The organism is Murimonas intestini (assembly GCF_024622195.1).
In the GTDB taxonomy this organism is placed as follows: domain Bacteria; phylum Bacillota; class Clostridia; order Lachnospirales; family Lachnospiraceae; genus Murimonas; species Murimonas intestini.
Map to the genome: position 1 here is coordinate 56,211 of NZ_JANKBI010000025.1, position 24,429 is coordinate 80,639.

Annotated in this window: 16 protein-coding genes; 2 read left to right on the top strand and 14 right to left on the bottom strand. The window is 44.4% G+C overall.

The window, feature by feature from the left end; all coding sequences use genetic code 11:
- Nucleotides 1-61: 61 nt before the first annotated feature.
- The 4 genes from NSB28_RS23325 to NSB28_RS23340 form a co-directional block, all read right to left on the bottom strand.
- A complete protein-coding gene (locus NSB28_RS23325; RefSeq protein WP_109748705.1) occupies nt 62-988 on the bottom strand; it encodes a carbohydrate ABC transporter permease in 927 nt (308 codons plus the stop codon).
- A 34-nt stretch (nt 989-1,022) separates the two neighbouring features.
- Entirely contained in the window at nt 1,023-1,964 is a 942-nt protein-coding gene (locus NSB28_RS23330; protein WP_109748706.1) for an ABC transporter permease, read from the bottom strand.
- Nucleotides 1,965-2,198: 234 nt separating this feature from the next.
- On the bottom strand, nt 2,199-4,178 hold the full coding sequence (locus tag NSB28_RS23335) for an alpha-amylase family protein (protein ID WP_109748707.1): 1,980 nt from the start codon (nt 4,176-4,178) through the stop codon (nt 2,199-2,201).
- Nucleotides 4,179-4,273: 95 nt separating this feature from the next.
- Entirely contained in the window at nt 4,274-5,704 is a 1,431-nt protein-coding gene (locus NSB28_RS23340) for an MATE family efflux transporter (protein WP_109748708.1), read from the bottom strand.
- A 228-nt stretch (nt 5,705-5,932) separates the two neighbouring features.
- On the opposite strand from NSB28_RS23340, the gene NSB28_RS23345 reads away from it, so the two are divergent.
- The gene (locus tag NSB28_RS23345) at nt 5,933-6,757 is read left to right on the top strand and encodes an AraC family transcriptional regulator (protein WP_109748709.1); all 825 of its coding nucleotides are present in this window, start codon (nt 5,933-5,935) and stop codon (nt 6,755-6,757) included.
- A gap of 136 nt (nt 6,758-6,893) precedes the next feature.
- A complete protein-coding gene (locus NSB28_RS23350; RefSeq protein WP_109748710.1) occupies nt 6,894-8,408 on the top strand; it encodes a response regulator in 1,515 nt (504 codons plus the stop codon).
- 86 nt (nt 8,409-8,494) lie between these two features.
- Here NSB28_RS23350 and NSB28_RS23355 read toward each other — a convergent pair whose 3' ends face one another.
- The 10 genes from NSB28_RS23355 to NSB28_RS23400 form a co-directional block, all read right to left on the bottom strand.
- Nucleotides 8,495-9,607 (bottom strand): uroporphyrinogen decarboxylase/cobalamine-independent methonine synthase family protein, encoded by a 1,113-nt coding sequence (locus tag NSB28_RS23355; RefSeq protein WP_109748711.1) that lies wholly within the window; start codon nt 9,605-9,607, stop codon nt 8,495-8,497.
- A gap of 239 nt (nt 9,608-9,846) precedes the next feature.
- On the bottom strand, nt 9,847-10,692 hold the full coding sequence (locus NSB28_RS23360) for an AraC family transcriptional regulator (protein WP_109748712.1): 846 nt from the start codon (nt 10,690-10,692) through the stop codon (nt 9,847-9,849).
- Between the two features lie 84 nt (nt 10,693-10,776).
- Nucleotides 10,777-11,283, bottom strand: a complete 507-nt coding sequence (locus NSB28_RS23365; protein WP_330581520.1) for a GNAT family N-acetyltransferase — start codon at nt 11,281-11,283, stop codon at nt 10,777-10,779.
- Between the two features lie 250 nt (nt 11,284-11,533).
- Nucleotides 11,534-12,451 carry a nucleoside hydrolase gene (locus tag NSB28_RS23370; protein ID WP_109748714.1) on the bottom strand — a complete coding sequence of 306 codons (918 nt, stop codon included), beginning with the start codon at nt 12,449-12,451 and terminating at the stop codon, nt 11,534-11,536.
- A 103-nt stretch (nt 12,452-12,554) separates the two neighbouring features.
- Complete coding sequence (locus NSB28_RS23375; RefSeq protein ID WP_306812252.1) at nt 12,555-13,262, bottom strand: hypothetical protein; 708 nt, start codon at nt 13,260-13,262, stop codon at nt 12,555-12,557.
- A 1,260-nt stretch (nt 13,263-14,522) separates the two neighbouring features.
- Nucleotides 14,523-18,068 (bottom strand): pyruvate:ferredoxin (flavodoxin) oxidoreductase, encoded by a 3,546-nt coding sequence (nifJ, locus tag NSB28_RS23380; RefSeq protein WP_109748849.1) that lies wholly within the window; start codon nt 18,066-18,068, stop codon nt 14,523-14,525.
- Between the two features lie 272 nt (nt 18,069-18,340).
- Nucleotides 18,341-18,754: a DUF1284 domain-containing protein gene (locus NSB28_RS23385; protein WP_109748850.1), complete on the bottom strand. Its 414-nt coding sequence runs from the start codon at nt 18,752-18,754 to the stop codon at nt 18,341-18,343.
- 1 nt (nt 18,755) lies between these two features.
- Nucleotides 18,756-19,325, bottom strand: a complete 570-nt coding sequence (locus tag NSB28_RS23390) for a biotin transporter BioY (RefSeq protein ID WP_109748851.1) — start codon at nt 19,323-19,325, stop codon at nt 18,756-18,758.
- Between the two features lie 141 nt (nt 19,326-19,466).
- Nucleotides 19,467-19,937, bottom strand: a complete 471-nt coding sequence (locus tag NSB28_RS23395) for a YbaK/EbsC family protein (protein WP_109748852.1) — start codon at nt 19,935-19,937, stop codon at nt 19,467-19,469.
- A 368-nt stretch (nt 19,938-20,305) separates the two neighbouring features.
- Nucleotides 20,306-23,842: an InlB B-repeat-containing protein gene (locus NSB28_RS23400; RefSeq protein ID WP_109748853.1), complete on the bottom strand. Its 3,537-nt coding sequence runs from the start codon at nt 23,840-23,842 to the stop codon at nt 20,306-20,308.
- Nucleotides 23,843-24,429 lie beyond the last annotated feature (587 nt).

Genomic DNA, 24,429 nt, shown 5'->3' on the forward strand with positions numbered 1-24,429 from the left:
TTTTACTTTATTCAAAAACGCGCTGCGTTTTTGCTCATTATGGTAACTATGCTGATATCCATCAGCCTTTTACTGCTCCTACCATCATACCTGACTCAAAATACTTCTGCAGGAACGGATAGATGATAAGCACCGGAAGCACTACGACTACGACTGCCGCCATTCTCATAACTTCCTGGGGTACTGCGTTAACTACTGTTGTCTGGATATCCATGACATCCGAGATGTTTGATGAAAGCACAACCTTCTGTACATAAACCTGCAGTGTAGACTTTGATGTGGAAGTCATGTACATGATGGAATTGAAATATGTATTCCAGTAGCTCACGAATGAGAACAAGGTCATTGTGGCAAGCATTGCCTTGGAAAGCGGTATTACGATGGTACCGAAAATCTTCAGCTGTCCGCATCCGTCAATCTTTGCTGCTTCCTCCAGCTCAACCGGAAGCGACTGGAAGAAGGAACGCATTACCATGATATTCCAGGCCCCGCAGGCTGCCGGCAGGATAAGGGCAAAATAATTATCTATCAGATTAAGGCTCTTGATATTCATAAAGTTTGGCACCATACCTGCTGAAAACAGCATGGTTATCATTACATATTTGTTAAGAAAACTTTTTCCCGGAACCGGCTTGGAAAGCATGTAAGCCAGCCCTGCGTTTAAAAGTACACTTAAGGGAACACCGACAGCGGTAATTATAAGTGTTGTTTTAAGGGAGTTCAGGAAACCTGAACCGCTCAAAATCAACTCGTATGCCGCCAGTGACCATTTCTTGGGCCAGAGCATAAACTCTCCGGCCACATATGCAGTAGAATCTGTAAAGGAAAGAAGCACTACATATACAAAGGGTAAAATCATTGTTGCTGCCAACACGATCAGAAGAATCCATAAAATTCCCTGATATACATTTTCTTTGGCTTTCATGCCAAGTTTGTTTCTCTTCTTTATTTGTCCTGAATACGCTCTCGTATTTGCACCGTCTGACATTTCACAATCTCCTTTCTATCTTCCACATGATTGGTTACATAACGCCTTCATAACCTTTACGGCTGGTGATCCAGTTAGTGAAAATAACCAGGCCAGTATTGATCACTGATTTAAACAGACCAATCGCTGTTGTGTAGGAGTACTGTGTACTGCCGGCTCCAATACTGTTGTTGTAGATATAAACTTCAAATACCTCCAGCTGTGATTTAACCATGGCATTATTCATAAGGAATACCTGTTCAAAGTCTACAGAAATGATGCTTCCCATTCTCAGGATCAGCATAACTGCTACTGTAGGCATGATACTCGGAAGCGTAATCTTTAACATACACTGGAATCTGTTTGCGCCGTCCATCTTAGCTGCCTCATAAAGTGACTGGTCAATTCCTGAGATAGCAGCCAGATATACGATGGATCCCCATCCTACACTCTTCCAGAGCGACTGGATCACAATGATCAGATATATCCATTTAGAACTGAAGAGGTAAGCTGTTGACTCATGACCCATAAACTCCGCAATCTTATTTACAAGTCCCTGCTCTGTTGACAGAAGGAAGAATGTAAGGCTGGCTACGATAGCCCATGACAGGAAATGAGGCAGGTAAACAGAAGTCTGAATAAACTTTTTAAATTTGGCATTCCTGACTTCATTCATAATGAGGGCAAGAATGATTGGTGCCGGGAACGTCAGCAGGTTCAGCCCACTGATGATCAGTGTGTTCTTCAGCATGTTATAGAATTTTGCATCCTGGAACAAAGTCTTGAAATGTTTAAGACCTACCCATGGACTTTCCAGAATCCCCAGATGTGGATTGTAATCCTGAAAGGCCATCAGAAGACCTCTCAGAGGCATGTAAGAAAACATGAATAATACAATCACACCGGGAATTCCTAATACATAAATCCAGCGGTATTCATAGATTTGCTTTTTAAGTGTTTTTTTGGAAACGCTTACATTTTTTGATTTAGACGCCATTATACTTTTCCCTCCCGATCTTTTGTTTTACCGGCTGTAAACCGGCTCGCTCTTCGTCGTTAAGGACAGTATAAAGCTATTTATAAATTTTTTATATAGTAGTTATTCAACTTTTTTGAACAAATTTCATCTTTTTTTAATATATGATAATAAAAATTTCAAAAAAGCTCTTTCACTTTTTTACTGCTGTAAACACTTTCAGCAATATTACTGTCTCGTTATGAATATCATCCTTTATTTTCCGCCTCCTGTATCCAGTACAAGTATCTCATATCCATTGATGCACGGGACTACTACTTTTCCTCCCTCTACAACCAATTCTGCTTTATTCACTACCGTATATGCTTTTTCAATCTCCTTCGGAAGATTCAGCTGCAGCTCTACCTGATTTACAACTGTACGCTCTTCTATAATATCAATCTTTTCTGATTTCCTGATAGGTATATAGGATAACAGATGAATGCAGTACCTGTTCTTCTGCGGCTGGTAACGCAGGTTGACTACCAGGCTGGAGGGACCATTGTGCCTTACCAGTCTGGAATCCAGAAGTTCATCCAATGCATTGCTGATTAGCTGCTTGCACCAAAACGGCGCACATACGCGGTACTGGCCGAACATTGGATGAGCCAGCAGGACGGTCCGCTCTGTTCTGACAGCTGCCGGGAAAAGTTCACCTTTATCTGATGGTGTATACACGTGTGAGCAGAATTTTTCCCGATCCCTCTGGAAATACTGCTTTCTTGCCTCCAGTAGAACCGCTCCTGATCCCACTGGGCGAATGGATTCACCCTTCATATAATGCACATACTCGCAACCCTCTTCCAATCCTCTGGCCATGGTTCCTTCCGGCACCAGAAAACTCGGATACATCTTTTCCTCACCTTCATAATCTGCCTGGAAACACCGTGGATACCGTCCCCCCTGTGACAGGCCTCCTTTACCGCAGGAAAGCACCCGGCCTCCGGCCTCCACATATTCGTCCAGCTTTTCCTGCATTTCCTCCGTCACTACCAGTTCATCCGGCAGTATAACAAGCTTATAACCGGCCAGCTCATACGAACAATCCACAATATCAAACTGAAGTCCCAGTTCCTCCAGCATCTGGGCAGCCCCCATAATACTTTTCGGAATCCTTTGTTCATAAATAGGTGGTTCTCCGGTTATCAGTGCAGCCTCTGTCACTGCCTCTGAAGGTCTGGCGTATTCTTCATATTCCTCAACCTGGCTGTACACCTTGCCGATCAGACGGTATGCGGCAGGATTCAGTTTACCGTATGGCTCCAGCTGGTCACCTATGGATATGGCAAAGCCATAACTAAGAATACGAAATGCCTCGAACTCCAGAGCAGCCAGATTCTTCAGTGAATGGAAATCTCCCCACTCCCTGTGGAACTTTCCTGTCATCCCCAGGCAGTCTTTGTTGAATAACCTGACATACCGGGCCGTGATTGGAAAATGCAGGTACCCCCAGCCCGCCGGCAGGCTCTCCAGCTCAAAATGGCTGTATGCATCCTGGCTGGCAGCCGTACAAGGGCCTACATGACCTGCATTATAGAAAATAGTGCAGTCAGGTTTTCTTTCCCTTATTTTTCTGCTCATCCGTTCTTTAAATCTGTCAACTGTACTCTTAGTAAATGCCCGAACCGCTTCGTCATCCCGCATGTCAATACCAAGTGCCCTCATTTCTTTTCTGCAGGCGCTGCAGTAGCAAGGGCGTGTACCCACCATATCAAAAAACAGTCCGTCCAGCTCATCACCCAGCAGATCCATCACTTCCATAGTGTGTTCTTCCAGGAATTTATAAAAATCTGTATTTACACAGAGTGCCTGGTCAAATCCTGAATCCACGAAAGAATGTCCTTCGTGTGAACCGTCCCTTTTGCGTACAAGCCACTCAGGATGGCGTTCTGCTGTGAACCGGTCCCACTGTACAGCTATATATACAGGTGCCTTGATCCCTTCATGGTGCAGTGCCTTAACCTGTTCCTGTAGCAGATTCCGTTTCACCAGAGTAGGGTGTACCCTCTCTGGAAATTTCTGGGATGGGTAATACATAAATCCATGCACACACCTGGCAAACACTGTCATTGAGTTTACATGTGCGTCCTTCGCCATGGCGGCAAATTCTTCTCCGTTAAATTGTCCAGCCACATCCGGGATATATTCCGATGTGTGAAAATCCAGATGAACCTGCCTTGTTGGCAACTGTTTCATAATTTTCCTCCTGTTACTCCTTTGATAATTTATCTATTTCCCTTGTATAATTCAGTAATCCTTTATTACAATCCAATTCCGGAAGGTTAACAGCTCTATATAGCTGCTTTCATCATTTTAAAACGTTTTTTATCTTTTTTTATTACTATAACTGCTGCTAGAATAGCTACAAATGCGACCGAGACATTGCTGACCATCATCACAATACCTACGCTCTCGCTCCCAAGGCTCGTATACTGCTGCAAAAACCAAAGAACCGGAACCCTGAATATAAAAACACGGCTCATACTGATAATCAACGATATTTTTGTTTTGCCCAGTCCGTAAAGCAGGGCCATAACAGAAGAATTGATACCCAGAGGTATAAATCCCATTGCCTCATAGGTGAATATTTCTGCAATCAGCTGCTGAAATTCCGGATTATTTTTGGCAAACATGCTGCTGATCTGCGGAAGGAACCCCATGGCTATCGCATAAGCAATTGCCCCTGCTGCCACGTTATAAACCATCACCTTCTTAAAAGCATCCATAGCTCTGTCGTATCTTCCGGCACCGATATTCTGGCTGATCACAGATGCTGCCCCCTCCTGCAGTCCATTCTGCGGTGCAGCGGCAAATCCTCCCAGATTATTTGATACTCCCAGAGCACCAACAGTCAATACTCCGTACAAGGTACTCATAGAGTTCACCATCAGCTTACCAGCCGAGAACAGGGAACGTTCTACTATCAATGGAATTGACTGCACAATCATAGGCCATGTCAGATGTTTTTTAAAAGAAACATATTTTATTGAGAAACCAAAAGCGTTGTGCTCCCTTTTCATTCGAACCACCGCGACTATCATCAGCAGAGATTGTGATATAATAGTTGCCAGTGACATTGTTACGATATTTCCATGAAGGACATAAACAAAGAGCGCCGTCAGGAAGGTTTTTGCCAGAATCACCACAATATTAAGCTTCATGATCAGCTTTGTCTCACCTCTTGCCCTCTCTATGGCAATAAAAACATTGTTGACAAATGAAACCACCATTCCGAAGAGCTGAAGCCTGAAATATGTACTGCCCTCCGCGATCAGTTCAACTGGTGTCTTCGCAAATGCCAGCACCTGGTTGGCAAAGGGAATAAGCATCAGGACAAACACTGAAAGAATACCGCACATGGCATAAAGTGTGCTTACTCTTTTCTTCAAAAGATCATATTTCCCCTGCCCATACGCTTCACTTATCTTCAGGCTGGCACCAATAGCAAGCCCTCCGCCCACAGCTGAAATTATGGAATTTATCTGGGCCAGATATGCCACAGCTGATACTGTATTAGAACTGATATGTGATGCCATCATAGTATCCAATACACCAAACACCTGCCCCAGGCACTGGTACAGGCAAAGCGGCATGGCCACCTGCCAGATCACTTTCCACATGCTCCCATTCAGAGTGAACTCTCTGAACTCTTTATCCTTCTTAGAAAGTTCGGTGCTTTTATCTTCTATCTGTTTTTTAGGTTCTTCCTGGCTGTCTTCCATTTTGTCTTCTCCTTTTTATAAAAACCTTTTTTAACCTTGTACAGATTACCACAAAAACATGGGAGACTTCTACTGTTTTTTCATGATATAGTCCTATTATTACAGATTTTTTGTTATTTCTATTGAAATTTTTTTCGGTTATGGTATCCTTGTATTCAAGTGCTGCAAAAGGCTAAGCTGTTACCCGAGCGCTGCACAAAACCAATTTTATTAGAAAGGACAAAGACAATGGACGATTTTCCATTTATCATAATGAACCAGCTGCGCAGAAGTAATTCTTACCGTATGCCAGAGTCCCATACGCATAATACATATGAGCTTTATTATCTTCTGTCGGGAACTCAGAAATTCTTTATACAGCACTCTGTTTACTCCATGCACCCGCATGATCTTGCTCTTGTTGTTCCCGGTACACTCCACAGGACCACTTATTCTGCCACCTCTAAACACGAACGGATTGTGATTATGTTTGAACAGGCATATATACAGGAGATATTAGATTTCTTCCCATATATTATAGAAGAAGATTTTAACCTGAAACCAGTCATATCTGTTCCGGAAGACATGCAGGAGGAGGTAGACGGCCTGTTTTCCAGATTGTTTGTGGAGTATGAAAAAAAGGATGAATTTTCTGTTCGCATGATATCCCATCTTCTCTGCGGACTTCTCCTGCTTCTGACCAGATACAGGAAATGTAAGGAAGAAACCATTATTCCTTCCAGTCCTCAGGATGAGGCCATCAGCCGCGCTGCCTATTTTATCAGCCAGTTCTATAACCAGCCTATCACATTAGATGACGCAGCCAGGGCTGCCAGCCTTAGCGCTACTTACTTTTCAAAAAAGTTCAAGGCAGTAACAGGTTTCGGGTTCAAAGAATATCTCAACTCTATACGTATTCAAAAAGCCTGCAAAGAACTGCTCCGCACAAAAGATTCTGTGACAGACATCGCACTTCGCTGCGGTTTTGAGAACAGCAATTATTTCGGTGACCTGTTTTATAAAATAAATGGCGTATCCCCCCGGGCCTGGCGTCAAAAACACGGAAAAGTATAATCTCAATGCACACCAAAACACCTTGCAGGTTGGCGGCGTGTCAACAGTAATCCAAAAGCCTCTTTCTCCCACTTGACTTTCCATCCTATTTCCTTTAGGATAAAATATATTACTGAAGAGAATCGAGGTATCTTCCATGTACCAAGCTGTTATAGTTGATGATGAACCCTTCGTGGTTGAGGGCATGAAAACAGCCATTGACTGGTCCGGTTTCAATTTTGAACTGTGCTACTGTACCACCAATCCCTGCCAGGCCCTGGAATTTCTTGAAAAACACCCGGCAGACCTTCTGATCACGGATATTTCAATGCCTCAGATGAACGGGATCGAATTGATCAGAAGGGTGCGCGAGATCAATCCGCTGATCTCTATCCTTGTGCTTTCAGCCTATGACAATTTCGAATATGTGCGTTCCGCCATGCGCCACGGCGCTGAGAATTATCTGCTTAAGCCTCTGGACCCTGATGAGCTTGCAGAATCCATCAGCGGCATTGTAAGCCATATCCAGGAGAGGGCAGAATTATCCGATACATACGGGCCTACTATGCTTACCTTCCGCAGTCTTTTTATAGAGAGCTGGGTAAAAGGATCATTAAGCGAAGATGAATTTATCACAAGGGCGCAGCTGCTCGGCGTCAATCTTTACCTAAATAATTATACTGTAGTGATTTTTACAGCTCCCTCAGGAATTTCAATGGGAAAAGAGAAGATGTCGCGTCTTTTTGATTATCTGCTCTCACTTTTTGTGGGCACTTATATCAGCCATTTTTATTTTGAAACTCCCACAAGGCTGGTCTGCATTATAAGCAGTTCCAATGATAAATATACTGTAGAGAATCTGCTCTCACAGATGGATAATGCCAGAGTTGTTCTTGATTTTCCTTTTTTCATCTCCACCGGAAATACTGTGAACGATTATGAGGAAGTGAGCGCCAGTTACAGAAATGCTTCAAAATATTTATTTTTGCAGCACACGCCCATGAAGGAGATCATCTATCAGGATATGGGGCTCTCCGTGGCGGCAGCAGGAATCATTGAACAGGACTATGCGGATATCTCAGAGGGGTCCTATGCAGAGCAATTAGATAAGCTCTTTACCACCATCCCTGATTCAAAGCATATGGCCTGCATGCTGAGCATCCTGAGCTGGGGCGTCTCTCAGACCACCACAGAAATGCAGCCCGACCCAGAAGTAACTGATATGCTCAGTTCTATCATCTGTGACGCTTCAGACCTGAACAGGCTGCTTGAATATGTGCATTCCTTCGTTCACTGCTGTTATGAGGTCCGGGCAAGAAAACAGAAGATCCAGACTGCTGCTTATCCCTGCGTGGATGCTGTCATCAATGCAGTCCACGAGTTCTCAGATAAAGATATCTCTCTAAAAACTCTTGCTGCGAGACTGAATATGCACCCTTCTTATCTGGGAAGCATCTTCCACCAGCAGACGGGCTATTACTTCAATGACTATCTGAATGAAGAGAGGCTGAAATACGCTGCCGGATTGATGGAGAACACTGACATGAAGCTCAAGGATATCGTGGATAAAGCCGGTTTCTCCAGCCAGACTTATTTCAACAGACAGTTTAAGAGACGGTACGGCACAGCACCGAACGCATACCGCCGTGAAATGAAATTGAAAAAAGTGTAAGAATAAAAAGGGCTTCCCGCGTCCAAATGGCGGGAAGCCCTTCTTCATTATTAAAAAGGTAACTGTTCAGTACCTTCACAGTTACGTTAAAAAGTACCTTTTACGTCGCTCCAGTTCTTTTCTGCGTAATCCATCAGCTCTTCTGCCTGCTCCAGCGGCATATCATTGAAGAACAGATACAGTCCTTTAGAACCATATTTTTTCACGATCCTGTCTGTATTACGCAGCCAGTCTTTGAATTCTCCGGAATAAACCTTTACCCAGAGCTGCTTTCCGGCTGCCCTTGTCTTGTCGTAGATCTCGTCCCACTTCTCCAGTGTTCCGTCCGGGCCATGGTCTCCGCTGGTCCACTGCAGAGAATCAATACCTTCCACTTCCATCAGGGCATCCATATGCTTGATAGCTTCCGGTCCGTCCAGGTGGTAAAGCACATGATCCAGCTGGGATGTAGCCTGCTTCAGGGAATCAAGCACAAATGTGCGGAAATAGTCCGGAGAAAGCAGAGCTGAATAATCACACTGTAATTTCTGTGTCTTGCCGCTGCCGAATATCTGGAATACAGTATATGCGCTTCCGCCTTCATACTGTGCATATTTATAAAATGCATCGTAATACTGCTGATAGCAGTCAGTTACCTGCTGAACTCTTTTTATAACTTCCTCTTCATCGTCGATCATATCATAAAGAAGGTCCTGAGCGCCGCGCAGTGAGGCAAGAACATCCACATTTTCCATCAGGTCAGGAATGGCTATCGGAAAATCATCTCCGATCAGCTTCTTGCAGTCTGCAAAAAGCTCGATGTGTTTCTTGAACCATTTGTTTTCCGGATCAAATTTTAATTCAGGATAATCTGCCCAGTCATCCACACATGACTCAAACCAAACTGTATTATCTTTGAACTTAATCTCGCTGCCCAGATATCCAGCCACAGAACCCGGCCCGAAATCAGCATTCAGGTTCGGGAAACTTTCTCCCAAAAACTCATGAGTCTCACAATAATAACGGAAACGCTTTACAATGCTCTCCGCATTCATGTACTTCTCTTCCATGTTTTTAGACTTGATATCTGCCGGCACTGAAAACGGATAGTGGCCCGGTTTTACTCCTGTCACACGCATGATAGGCCTTCCCGTATTTTCGCCCTTCCAGTAATCTTCAAACCTCTGTTTGGTGGCTTCCCAGTCTTTCTTGTATTCCATCTGATACATCCTCCTATTTCTGCTTCCGCCGCCAGCGCCTTTTTGTCCGCATGCACTGATGACTTCCCGCACTTGTTTTCACACTCTTAATTCTGAGCCCAAAATTGCCCAAATTGACATGGCAGTTTTGCTGCCCTTATCCGGTTGCCGGATTTGTGTTCTAATGAACTTTAATCTTATGGGTTCATAATAACACTGCTCCGCCAGGAATACTTGACCGATATATGCCAGTTTTTGTACTATATTTGGTTTTTTCTGTAATTACCTGGGGAAATACCCCTGACTTTTTTAAATATCCTGTTAAAATAGGAGACACTGTTAAATCCTGTCAGCATGGCTATGTCTGTAATACTTTCACTCGTAGTAGACAGCAGCATACAGGCCCTGTTAATGCGCAGCTGGTCAATGTATTCAAATATCCGCATGTGCAGTGTATTTTTAAAACAGGAACACAGGTAGCTCTTATTCATCATGGCTACCCTGGCCAGCTCGTCCAGTTCCAGCTGTTCCAGATAATGCTCATGTATATAATCCAGAACCGGCTGAAGCCTTGTAAATGTTTTATACCTGGCTTCTTTCCTCTCTGTCTTATCCTGACTGATTAGATAGATCCTGTAGAGCTGAGCCATAAATAGCTGTGTCCAGGACTTCACAAAAAGTTCCCACCCCTGCCTTTTTTCCTCATATTCTGCCCTGATATTCACTACTGCCTCCAGGAGTTTTCCGTATCCCTCTTCCTCCCTGCGGATACAGTTCGTAAATACAGCGCTTCTGTTAAAAAATGGTTCCAGAAACTGGTAGCCCTGCATCCTTTCCCATAAAAAAGCGGGATCGAATACGATCACCTCAAGCATAAGCCCTCCGTCATGCACCGCCATATGCCGCTCCTGGTTATTGATAATAAAAATATCACCCTGTCTGATCTCGTACTCTCTCTCCTCGATCAGATAGTACCCTTCCCCATCCTTTACATAATTGATCTCCAGAAAATCATGGGAATGCAGATACATCTGTCTGGACTTGGACACAAACATCCTGTATGGGAAATTCGGATCAAATACCATTGCATCCTTTATGTAATCCATATTTAAGCCTCCTAACCATCCAGAATTCTATAAGCCTGGCAGATAATCAGCGGTTGCGCCTTAAAATTTCGCCAGGGAGTTGTCTTAGAGTTTTAATACGGCAATCTGTTCTTCTCCGTCTTTTTCTCCGGTCTCTATAAATCCAAAAGAGGCATACAGCGATTTGGCAACCGCGTTTTCCGGCTCATATGACAGCCAGCAGAAATCGGCTTTACCACAGGGAAATGTTCTGATAAATCTTAATGCAAGTTCTACAGCCTGTTTCCCATATCCCCTGTTTTGATAGTTCTTGTCTATCATCAATCTCCACAGGTTATAATTTCCGTCTGCTATGGCAGGTGCATCCTTCCAATAATCATCTTTGTCATAACCAATCATCACAAAGCCGACTGGATTATTACCTTCAAAAATTCCAAATGGAAAAGCATATCCGTTGGATGTAATAGCGGTATACGCTTCAATAATACTAATATCATTGCCGGCGACAAAATTTCTCTGACTATCTGAGACATTTAACTTTAGAATATCCCAGATATTTTCGCCATTTATTTTTTCCAGGTGAATCATTCTATCTACCTCTGCAAGTTCCAATTGTTGTTTTGCTATTTCAATGTTACAGTTCAGCCGTCTGCCATTCGGCAGCCGTCTGACCTATAACAACGCTCCGCGATGCACACAAAATGCTGTAAACAGCATTTTGGCGCTGCAGCTCTCGGGATTTTCGTGCATAATGCACGAAAACACCTCGCGGAACATTGGAAGGCTGAACTGTTACATTTCAATTCTACCACAATTCCGAGAGGGTGGAAACAGAGACGATTATTTTATATGAAAAACAAATCTATTTATTCCTGGCCGCAAAGAGCGCCAGTTTTGCATAAAAATCTTCCAATATCAGCCTGGAATCTATTTTCTGGTATACACGGATCGGACGGAACCTTTTTGAATGAATATAGTTCATATCCACACCTACCGACGGAGCCTGCTTCCATTCGAATGAGAACCTGTCTTCATAGAGAATCAGTCCCACAGCTGGTGAATCACCCAGAACCCAGCACTCTCCGCTCCTGAAGGGACTCTTCCTGGGCTGCTCAGTAAAAGCATGTTCCATGAGCTGGTCACAGAGATAAGCCCCTATCTCACCATAAGGACGCACACGGTATTCCAGTTCTGCCATTGTTACAGGAATCATCTCATATACATTTTTCGGTACCTGCCATACTTCCATATTAGAACCAAACACCACATTAGCTGCGTTAATATCATTGCCCAGGTTAAACTCTTCTCCGCCGTCAGGATAGAGACCGCCGCCGATCCATATTACAGTGAGGCGCTTTGCAATTCTTGGCTCCATAAGATAAGCGCTGGCAATATCAGTCAGCGGCCCCAGGAAAATAGCATACAAAGGACTGTCATCCTGTTTCATAGCCTCTTCAATGATCAGCCTGGCGCCTTCACTGTCCACAGGGGTTGACGTATCAGTCAAAGCATGGGGAGCGCCATGACAGATAGGAATCTGCCCAGTAAATCCCATCTTGTCAACAACTGTTTCCAGTTCCCTGTAACTTCTCTCCATGCTGTCAGCATCCCTCTTTGTCCCATAATGCGCAGCCACAAGACCTACATTGTCAATCTTAGGACTCAAAAGCGCCTGAACTACAGCAAAGTCGTCATCCGCTTCATTCTTAGCATCGGTATCTGTTATTAACCGTACAATCTTCTCTTCCGGCACCTTAAAAGTATAATCCTGATATCTCATCTTCCATTCTCCTTAAAATTATTATAAATAATCATTTAAATAATTTATATTTATTTTTATCCCTACTATAATATTTTTCCTGAAGAAAGGCAAGAAGAAATATTTATAAGCCAAATTCTTTAAACAGCTTCTCCTGCCATTCTCTGTCACTTGCTGCTTTGACAATATCCGCAGTTCTGTTTTGAAGGGCGAGAAGTTTGTTTAACTGGTTTATTCGCGCTACTTCCTTTCTGCCTTCTTCCCGGCCTTCTTCTCTGCCCTCTTCCTTTGTCTGTCTCATATGTTTCTCTTCATCATATTCAAAAATACTCACATTCTTTGCCTCCGTTCTGTTATTTCTCAGAAACTCTGCCAAAATATCATTCTCGATACATTCCGTTATCGCCTTCTCCACAGCATCTTCAAGCTGCATTGATTTTGTATATTCCCTTACCTTATCCACATAAATGCTGTAGTCCTTCAGCGTTTTGCATTTATCCATCAGCCTTTCATTATGGCCTCTGTTTATGTTCAACATCACTGCTTTTAATTCCAGCGATATTTCTTTATCCTGCACTTCATATACATCTGAAAGCTTAATAATCTGACGGTTCGGCTGTTCCGGCAGTCCATTATAAAAGATCACAAACCCGGGCGCCGGCACCCTGACCGGCCTGCTTCCGTATAAATTCCTGTCTTTTGTCATATTGGAATACAGGTTTGCTGTATACATCAGAAATCTCAGAGGAAGATTTGGATTGTAGGTGGACTGGTGCTCATAGAGCGCCAGCCGAGAGTCAATTATAAATGACAAATCATTACGCATAGACATATAGATAGCGTTTTCCAGCGTATTGACTTCAAGCTCCTCCGGGTTCTAATAACTGGTCCCATTCACAGCATTATACAGCTCTAAAAGCTCTCTTTTGCTGCTGAATATCATTTCAAACAGCCGTGATTTGTAAATGCGGTTAATCCCCCTTTTCCTTTCCCTTTTTCCTTATCTGCATAACACTGCAGATTCCCTGTTGCGTTACTTTGCTTTTCCATAGTGTAAGCCTCCTTTTAAATGTGGCAGGCGTCCCATGGAGAAGCATCTACGTCTTCATCAAGGAACCCTCCTGCCTTTTGAATTGGGATTTAAGCATTGAGATTTCCTTTTGATGCCAGACGGCAGAAATGATATCAGATACGGCAAAGCCTGTTTGAAAAAAAACCTAAGCCGCAGGATAGAAATGGAACTAAATGCTTTATTGATATTTTAACACAGGTGGGGGGACAGTGCCAGAGTAAATTGCTGTTTAGGTGAGTAACAGGACGCTTTGTGTTGATGGATAGTGAGCCGTCAGACAGGGCAGCTTCAAGTTTACCGGCACAAAGCTGGCTGTTATAAACAAGCTTGGGTTGGGGTGAAAGACTACTATGTATACGAAAAAGTATAATTGAGATCTTTTCTACGGAATGTCCGGTTTCAAAACCAGATACTTTCAAAATACAGTTCAATCCAGCTGTTGTAAGACCAATCTGGCGTTTACCAGCTATCAATTTAAAGTAATAACTTACTCAATGCTGGTCCAAAACAGAATATCTTATATATTTTAAATACAGACAATAATTGCTTCCACTATGTTCCGGGAAACCAGCAAGGTAGTGGCCTCACCCATCCCTCAACCTCATTACGGGAGCCAGCTTTGCATCGATAACCTTGGCATCAGCATGAGGGACAGACGGGCGGGAGGATTCGTGGTGAAGGACTTGAGCGAGGAGATGAAACTCTTAGGTCCTGGAGGCTGCGGTCAGCAAAAGTGAGCGCTTGCGCTCAAAGCCGGAGCTGTTTGAGGGGCGGTTGCATCAGCAAACGCACCGAGTTTCCGGCTGCCTTTTGCGTTTCAAGCAGCCTTCGGGACCTTAGAGTTTCACGACGCAGCGGTTCGGACTGAACCACGAATCCTCCCGCCCGCCTGTCCCTCATGCTGATTCACTGCCTAAATGCAAAGCGTCCCTCCCGCCCCTAATCAGCTAAATAGCAATTTTCCACCCAAAAAGGCCGCTCCCCAAAGGAGCGGCCCTTCACCAGAACCCTAAGTCCTGTTTATTTCTCTTCCCCACCGTAAAGTGTGATGAGTTTGTTCAGATATTCGTATCTTTCTTTTGCGTATTCTTCAGACTGTTCAAAGAGTCTCTTTGCTTTGTCCGGGTTAGCGCGCATCAGAGAGTTGTAACGAACTTCTCCGTTTAAGAATTCCTGATAGCTTTCTGTCGGAGCTTTGCTGTCTAAGGAGAATGCAGGTTTGCCTTCTTCTTTGAGAGCCGGATTGAAGCGGAAGTTGTGCCAGTATCCTGACTTAACTGCCAGTTCTTCTTCTGTCTGAGCTTTGCTCATGCCTTTCTTGATACCATGGTTGATACATGGAGCATAGGCAATTACAAGTGACGGTCCCGGATAAGCTTCAGCCTCAGCGATTGCTTTAACTGTCTGGTTGAAGTCAGCACCCATGGCGATCTGTGCAACATATACATAACCGTAGCTCATTGCAATGCTTGCAAGGTCTTTCTTCTTAACTTCTTTTCCGCCGGCTGCGAACTGTGCAACAGCACCTGTCGGAGTTGCCTTTGATGACTGTCCGCCTGTATTAGAGTAAACTTCTGTGTCGAATACCATAATATTGATATCTTTTCCGCTGGCAAGTACATGGTCTACTCCGCCGAAACCGATATCATATGCCCATCCGTCACCACCGAAGATCCACTGTGATTTCTTGCCGAGGAAGTCTTTATTGTTAACTACTTCTTTGCAAAGATCGCAGTCAATTCCTTCAAGAGCTGCTACCATCTTGTCTGTAGCTGTTCCGTTAGTAGCGCCGCAGCTGAATGTATCGATCCATTCCTGGCATGCTGCTTTAACTGCTTCATCTTCTGTCTTAGCGATAATTTCTTCTACTTTAGCCTTCAGGCCTGTCCTCAGTGCATTCTGAGCCAGAAGCATACCATACCCGAACTCTGCATTGTCTTCAAACAGAGAGTTGCACCATGCAGGACCCTGTCCTTTTGCATTTACAGTGTACGGTGTAGATGGTGAGGAGTTGCCCCAGATAGAGGAACATCCTGTAGCATTTGCAATATACATTCTGTCACCAAACAGCTGTGTGATCAGCTTAGCATAAGGTGTCTCACCACATCCTGCACAAGCTCCTGAGAACTCAAGCAGAGGCTGTTTGAACTGGCTTCCTTTAACAGTGTTCTCTTTGAATTTCTCAACAACATCTGTCTTAGCCGGCAGCTCAACTGCATAGTCGAAGTTCTTCTGGCAGCCTGCATTTGCTTCCATGTTTTCCATTGCAAGTGCCTTAGCACCTTTCTTTCCAGGACAAACATTAGCACAAGAACCGCATCCTGTACAGTCATATGCTGATACAACGATTGCGAACTTGTAATCCGGCATACCTGTCATAGGCAGAGTCTTTGTTCCTTCCGGAGCAGCAGCAGCTTCTTCTTCTGTCATAGCTACAGGGCGGATAACTGCGTGCGGACATACATAAGCACATCTGTTACACTGGATACAGTTTTCCGGCTGCCATACAGGGATATCTACTGCAATACCGCGTTTTTCATATGCAGATGATCCGGATGGTGTGGAACCGTCCACATAATCCTTAAATGCTGATACAGGGAGGGAATTACCTTCCTGAGCATTTACCTTGCTCTGAATATTATTTACGAAATCAACAACATCTTTCCTTCCGCCTTCAGCATGTGCAACTGCAAGACCTTCGTCTGCTGCACTCTTCCAGCTTTCCGGAACCTGGATCTCTACGACCTGTTTTGCACCTGCATCAATAGCGTCATAGTTCATCTGAACGATAGCATCACCTTTTCTTCCGTAAGTTGCCTTAGCAGCAGCTTTCATCAGTTCGATAGCCTGTTCTTCAGGTATGATGCTTGCAAGTTTAAAGAATGCAGACTGGAGTACAGTATTGATACGTCCGCCAAGTCCGATCTCTTTACCGATCTTGATACCATCGATCACATAGAATTTGATGTTGTGGTCAGCAATAAAGCTCTTAACCTGTCCCGGAAGATGTTTCTCAAGTCCTTCCATATCCCATGGGCAGTTCAGAAGGAATGTTCCTCCGTCAACCAGTTCCTGTACCATATTGTACTTATTTACATAAGACGGATTATGGCATGCTACGAAATTAGCTTTGCGGATAAGGTAGGTTGATTTGATCGGGCTCTTACCGAAACGCAGGTGGGACATTGTAACACCGCCGGATTTCTTTGAGTCATAATCAAAGTAAGCCTGTGCATACATGTCTGTATTGTCACCGATAATCTTGATAGAGTTTTTATTTGCACCAACAGTACCGTCAGCGCCAAGTCCCCAGAACTTACAGTTGATAGTTCCTTCCGGTGTTGTGACGATCTGCTCGCCCAGCTCCAGTGAAAGTCCTGTAACGTCATCTTCAATACCGATAGTAAATCTTTCTTTTTCTGTGTTATTGTATACTGCCACGATCTGTGCAGGTGTTGTATCTTTAGAACCTAATCCGTAACGTCCTGTTAATACAGGTACAGCGTCGAATTTCGTTCCCTTTAATGCTGCAACAACATCAAGGTACAGCGGCTCTCCCATTGCTCCAGGTTCTTTTGTCCTGTCTAATACAGAGATACGTTTTACTGATTCCGGAATAGCAGCGATGAGTGCTTCTGCGCAGAATGGTCTGTACAGACGTACTTTAACTACACCTACTTTTTCCCCAGCAGCTAATAAGTAATCAATTGTCTCTTCAATCGTATCACATACAGAACCCATAGCGATGATAACATGCTCTGCATCTTCTGCACCATAGTAATTGAACAGTTTATAATCTGTGCCGATCTTGGCATTAACTTTGTCCATATATTCCTGTACGATTGCCGGCATAGCGGTATAGTACGGGTTACATGCTTCTCTTGCCTGGAAGAAGATATCCGGGTTCTGAGCTGAACCTCTCTGGCATGGGTGATTTGGATTTAAAGCATGTTTTCTGAATGCATCAATTGCATCCATATCTACCATTTCTTTTAAATCATCATAATCCCATGTTTCAATTTTCTGAATTTCATGGGAAGTACGGAAACCATCGAAGAAGTTAATAAACGGGATGCGTCCCTTGATAGCTGCCATATGTGCAACTGGTGTCAAATCCATAACTTCCTGAACACTGGACTCGCAGAGCATTGCGCATCCTGTCTGGCGGCAGGCATAAACGTCTGAATGATCACCAAAGATGGATAATGCATGGGATGCTATAGCACGGGCAGAAACATTGAATACTCCCGGAAGCTGCTCACCTGCAATTTTGTAAAGGTTCGGGATCATCAGAAGAAGTCCCTGTGATGCTGTATAGGTTGTTGTCAGCGCACCTGCTGCCAGAGAACCGTGTACAGTACCTGCTGCACCTGCCTCAGACTGCATTTCAGTAACCTGAACTTCCTGTCCGAAAATGTTCTTTCTTCCCTGGGTTGCCCATTCATCCGTAGCCTCAGCCATAACGGATGACGGTGTAATCGGATAAATTGCTGCTACATCTGTAAATGCGTAAGATGCATGAGCGGCAGCATGATTACCATCCATGGTCTTCATTTTTCTAGCCATTTTGTAATTCCTCCTTATTATTTTAGAATCCCTGTATAGGGACTCATTTGTACATATGGGTAATGATTTTTCTCATATGGTTTAATAATAGCACATTCATGTAAAATTGTCTATTTCCACAACGGCTGAAATAATATTTTTTATGTTTTTTTCACAGTACAAAAGCCATATACAAAATACTGGCTGTATATGGCTTCCTCAGAAATCCGACTTTATTTCCGCGGGCAACAGGCTAAGCGAACATGCTTGCATGTGCATTTGCACAGTTGCCTTTATTTTATCTTTTCTATTCCTGCTTTCAGCTTATCAAAACTGCATAGTCCTTCTTTCAGCCATCTGCAGGTCCTGCAGGCTTCATGGAATATCTCTTCCGTAATATGTCTCCCCACCCACTGTTCATAGCCCGTAAATGTACGTCTTCCTGCCTCATTCAGCTTCAATGCTTCTGCAAGATAGTCATCCTTTCTGACTACCCTGTTGCTGTCGTCCCGGCAGGTATTCTCTTTTGTCAGGTTCGGGCATGAACTGCAGATCACATCCGGGCCGCACACCAGCCTGACTTCAGTCCCGGGTTCCTTCAGGGCAGCTATCATCTCCTGCATATTCCTGCAAAATTCATCGCTGTAACCGTTCCCTCTGTACATGGGAATACAGAGCAGATGATGTACACGAAGCTCCCTCTCCATACTAGGCACCTGCCTCTGTAATCGAGATATTTGCAGCACGCAGCCCTCTTCTCAGGGCAGCAGCCGCTGCATAAGCCATAACAACGGACACAATATCTTTTATCAGATAAGGTACCGATACCATCAGGGCCGACTCTGCAAATCCCAGCTGTGCAAGAAGTGAAAACTGAAGAATACCAAGCAGATGGCAGATAACAAGGCCGGCTGCAGGCATAAGTACAGTTCTGACCAGATTTTTCTTTTTAACACCGAGGCCGCACAGAGGAGCCATAAAGAGGAATCCAAAGATAAAGCCTCCGGTTTTCCCCAGCAATATTCCCAGGCCGCCGGAAAATCCTGCAAAAACAGGCGCTCCTACTGCGCCAATCATTACATAGACCGCCGTAGCTGCCGTCCCCAGCTTCATACCAAGCACAAATCCTGTAAGCGCCACAGCAAATGTCTGCAGAGTAACCGGAACCCCTGACGGCATCGGTATGGCTATCTGCGAAAGGACTGCTAATACTGCTGCAAACATGCCTGTCATAACTATGGATTTAGTGGTGATTTTTTTCTTCTCTTTTTTTACCATGATTGACTCCTTATATTTTCTTAAAGCTTTTAATTGTTAACCTAGTTTCTCATCTCGGTTAACTATCTAGATTATAGCCAACATCAGCACATATTGTCAATCATTTTTTTATAATAGTTAACATTTCTTCGCCGCACTCTTTTAATTGTAACCCTTACACACATCGATCCATCCCTTTGCACGTGAATATTTATAAAGCTCCTCACAGCTAAGCTCGATGGCACTGCTGCTGCTCCCACATGCGGGAAATACTGTCTCAAATCTTTTCATGGATTCGTCCAGATATATTTCCACATCCTCTGACACTGCAAACGGACAGACACCTCCCACAGAATGCCCTACCATCTCATCCACCTCACCGGGTGTCAGCATCTTAGCTTTTATTCCAAAATAATCTTTAAACTTTCTGTTGTCCACCTTTTGATCTCCTGCCGTTACTACGAGCAGTGCATGTTCATCCTTTTTAAATGATAATGTCTTAGCAATCCTGGCCGGCTCCACCTTAAGCGCATTTGCCGCCAGTTCGACTGTGGCACTTGAAACATCAAATTCCTGTATCCTGTCCTCCATACCAAATTGTTTAAAATATTCTTTAACTTTTTCTATAGCCATATCTCCACTCTCCTATCTGACAATACGGCAGATTACCTGCCATCTTGATCTTTTCCAGTATAGGACAGAAAACGGATTACATCAAGATATATTTCTGTTTAGCGGAATAACAGGATGCCTCTCAGGGTTATCAATGAGCTTTGAAACAGGAGCAGGGCTTTTATCCGTAAAATCATTGGCGGAGAAGCAGATAAATTAAGACGTGCAAAAGAGATGGATTTCCCCATTACCCCCGGCATCAAACCTGCCGGGAAGAGAAGATATAAGATACCGTCAGATATAATAACTTTGGGGCATCTTCCAAGGGGAAGGTGCCCCGCAATTATACAGCTCCCCGGCCGGATATGTTGCATTGCTGAATTACTGTATTAACGGTTTTTCTGTACTTTTTTGAATACCAGGAGGGCTATGAGACTTCCGGCCAGAAGCAGGACTGCAAACCATAAGAGAGGTAAACTATTATCGCCGGTCTTTGGAGTGGCAGTGTCTTTAGCTGCATTAGTGTCCTTAGGACTGCTGGTGCCTTTAATACTATTAGTGCTGTTAGTACTATTAGTGTTATTAGTATTATTGGTATTGTTAGTGTCCTTGGTATCATTTGTATCTTTAGTATCATTTGTGTCTTTGATGTCATTTGTATCTTTGGTACCTTCTGTACTGTCCGTGTCCTCCGTGCCGTTCGTATCACCTGTGCCTTCCGTAGGCGCAGTCCCGCTTTTTGTAAGCGTAAAAGCCGTTTCAGCCGTCCCATTCTGGGACACAATGCCAAGAATATGTTTTCCCAGGGAGAGCGTTTCCAGATATTCTGATTTCAATGTTACAAGGATGCTGCCTTCCCTTACCGTATAGCTGGAGGTGTTTATTACTTTGCCGTCAACTGTAACGCTCAAAAATGTGCTGAAGTCCGCATTAGATTTGAAGGAAAGTCCGTCATTACTGTCATTTGTCCAGGTACCGTTTGCTCCTTCGATAATCTCAGGCGGAGCATCCGGCTTTGCCGGCGTTGCCACGGTTACTGTGGATGTTCCCTTTTTGCTTGCATCCATAGTGGAGGCGGCGGTAACGGTCAGTAGTTTAGCTGTCTCATCAGCTGATACAGTTAAAAGACCGTTTGCACTTATCCTGGTGCCTGCACTGACATTTCCGGCTACGCTCCATTTGACAGTCTGCCCGGAGCTGCCTGGACCTGCCACTTCTGCACTGAATTGTTGTGTCCCGCCTACGGCTATTGTTACACTCACCGGGGTAACTGTGACTCCTGTGACAACCGGCAAAGGCACTGTTTTGTTAAGTATCAGGTCCATTCCTGTTATATCTGCATCTGATATAGCAATATTTCTGATAGCTCCGTCGTCATAGCCGGGGCAGGATACATAAATATCGTAGGTACCCGGGGCGGTATTTGGAATGGAATAGCTGCCGTCAGTACCGGCCATAACAGCGTCCCCTGCATTTTCTCCGTTCTTTATAAGCTGGAGGGCTGCGGCAATACCGGCGTTTGTGTCACTGCCTTTTATTGTACCGCTGATGGAATATGTACCGGCAATATATGGCGTGGCAATAAGGGCAATTTCTATCTGTCCTGTAGTGCGGGAATGGATGCCTTTCGTAACTGTCACCGTAAATATATAGCTGCCGTTTGTACCGGCCGGACTGGCAGAGATTCCGGCGACAGGCGGCGTATACTGTATTTCATTGATTGTGACAGTAACATCATTGTTGTCGACAGCGAGATCGGCGGCAGCCTTTAATGCAGCTTTAATAACCGCTTTGCTGCCGGCTTCTGCCTGAAGCATATCGCTGTAGGCGGCATTTGCAGCAGCTGTCCTGGCGGCATCGGCAATGCCTATGTCAGGGTCAGGCAGGGGCGCTGGATTGACAGCTGCTGTGGCGGTTTCCTCGGCTGCATACGTTGTATCCAGTACTGCCTTGAACTTATAAGTCCCGGCCTCCGTAACTTTTACATAGGCGATGGAGAAATCATTGTTATAAGTGACAGAAAAATCTGTGTATGCCTGATCATCTTTCATGCAGGTTATTACGAGCTGATCTGCAGTGATGCCCAGATCCAGCCCGTTGTTATTGATTGTAAACTGGACAGGAATCACGCCATTCTCACTGATGGTCAGGCCATCCAAGATTACGACTCCGACATAGGCATTGCCATTGCTCTTCTCAGAGACATGGATCGTTTTAGGATCGCTGACGAGCACATCAACTGAGCCCTGCGCAGAATATTCTGCCCTGATAGTATGGTCTCCTGCCTCAAGACAGGTGAAATTCTCACTGTGGCCAGAGACAACGGAAAGAGAAAAGCCGTTCCGGTAGCTTACAGGGCTGCCTAATACATTCTCACCGTCATAGAACTGCACTGTACCATCCGTAACAGGCACGCCGGTACTTACGTTTGCTACCACGGCGGACAGCATGATCGTATCCCCCTTATAATAAACAGCGCCCTCGTCTACTGCCAGGGTAATGCCTATCGCAGTAGAATTATCTTCTATCCAGCTGGCATATAAATCGACCGGGGCTGTGACATCTGTGTTAAAGTCAAATTCATCGCTGCCTCCGTCCGCCGTCACCCATTTATCAAAACGATATCCGGCACGGACAGGGGCGGAGGGCAAAACAGCGATTCTTCCGCTAATGACGTACTGAGGACTTTGGGGTGTATCTGGCGCATAGGCGGTATTCCCGGAATAGAATACCACAGAGTAATAATCCACTTTTGCCTCGACTGCAGCATTCTCCACTGTAACATCCACGCCGGTATCAATTCCTTCCCCGGTAACCTTATTCTTTTCATAAATATCATAAGTTCCTGCCGGTACGGCAGTCAAATCGTTAATAGTAGTATCTCCGCTTACCAGATAGAAAACTTTTGAAAGAGCCCCCTCCGCTCCATCAAGGCAGGGTATAATCTCAACAGGCGGTCCCTGTGTAGATACAGTGACATAATACTCCTGTTCCTGGCCATTCTGGGCAGTGACAGTGTAGGTTACCTGGCTTGAAAAATCCTGAGCCACATTATTCTTCGGGCTAATCGTGGCCAGGGAGCTGAAGCTGATAGACGGCTTCAGGGAGGTCAGATCCGTACCAAAAGGCATGAGGATAGATATAGTGTGGTTCTCCTGGTCAATTCTGGTGGGCGCTGCCTGATTGGGAATCATAAACGTGGTAATTTCATTAGCATCGCTGCGTGTATCCACGGCAGTGGTAAAATTGATGGTATATGTCTTCGTAGTCACGCCGTCCTCAGCGGTAACTGTAAGAGATGCTGTCCCGGTTCCGTCTGGACCAAGGAGGATGTGATCGTCTGCCACAATTGTTGCGTTTTTATCGCTTTTCTCGTGGTCAACATAGACTTTCTTGCTGCAAATGTCATAGGGAAGTTCCACATCATAAGTAAGATTTTCCCCATCAAGGATGTTTGTAGAATAGCCTCTATACCCTCCAACAGCAGCACAGTAATCATATCCAAGCTCACTAAGGGTTGCATCGCTGCTCAATGGCACACCGACAGCTGTAATTACGACATCACCTGTTACGCTCATAATGCCAATAACATAGCCGCCATCCGCAGGCATGAGCAAGTAACCATTAGAAAGCGAGCCTCGTGTAAGTTCTCTGCCCCCCATTGTCACTTTGACCTCTCCTTCATCCGGTAGTTTGAATCCCTTGTTGGCAGCTATCTTGGTATTTAGCATCTCACCATTATTAATTGTGTCAGGCCCATCCGAAGTCATGCCCTCCAGCGAATAGGTGACGCTCCATGTACTGGCAGCAGCTGTCCGCATTGGCATCAATATAAATAGTATAAAGAAAAATAATACGATTGCTGCCATCAAATACAGTTTGTTTGGGAATTTAAAACGCTGTTGTTTCTGGGTTGGTTTATCCATAGTTCCCCCTCCTTATCATATTTTGTCACTTTATATATAAGCTTAGCAAAATATAAAATGTAAAAAAAGGGGAGGTTCCTAACTGGTAAAAAAATGCTCCTGATTGGTACGGACAGCTGGGTGTTTCTATTTGTTGGACCCAGGCCTGTGGTCCTATGTCAAGTGAAACTCTAAGGCCCGCCCGCCCCTCCCACTGATGCCAAGGTTATCGATGCAAAGCTGGCTCCCATAATGAGGCTGGGGATGGATGAGTCCACTATCTTACTGGATACCTGGAACATATCGGCATCAATTATTTTCCATATTCAAAATATATAGGATATTCTATTTTTCTATCAACGTAGAGTTGGTATTAAATTGATAACTTTTAAGTGTCAAATAGGCTCTTACGAAAACCAGATTGAACTGTATTTTGAAAATATCAAATTTCGAAAACGGTAATATCATGTAAAAGATTTTAATTAAACTTTTTCGTATACATAGTAGTTTTCCATCCCAATCACAGCCTGTTTATAACAGCCAGCTTTGTGCCGATAAACTTGGCGCCGTCAGGAAGGGGAGCGGTGGGGTTCGTTGTGAAGGACTAT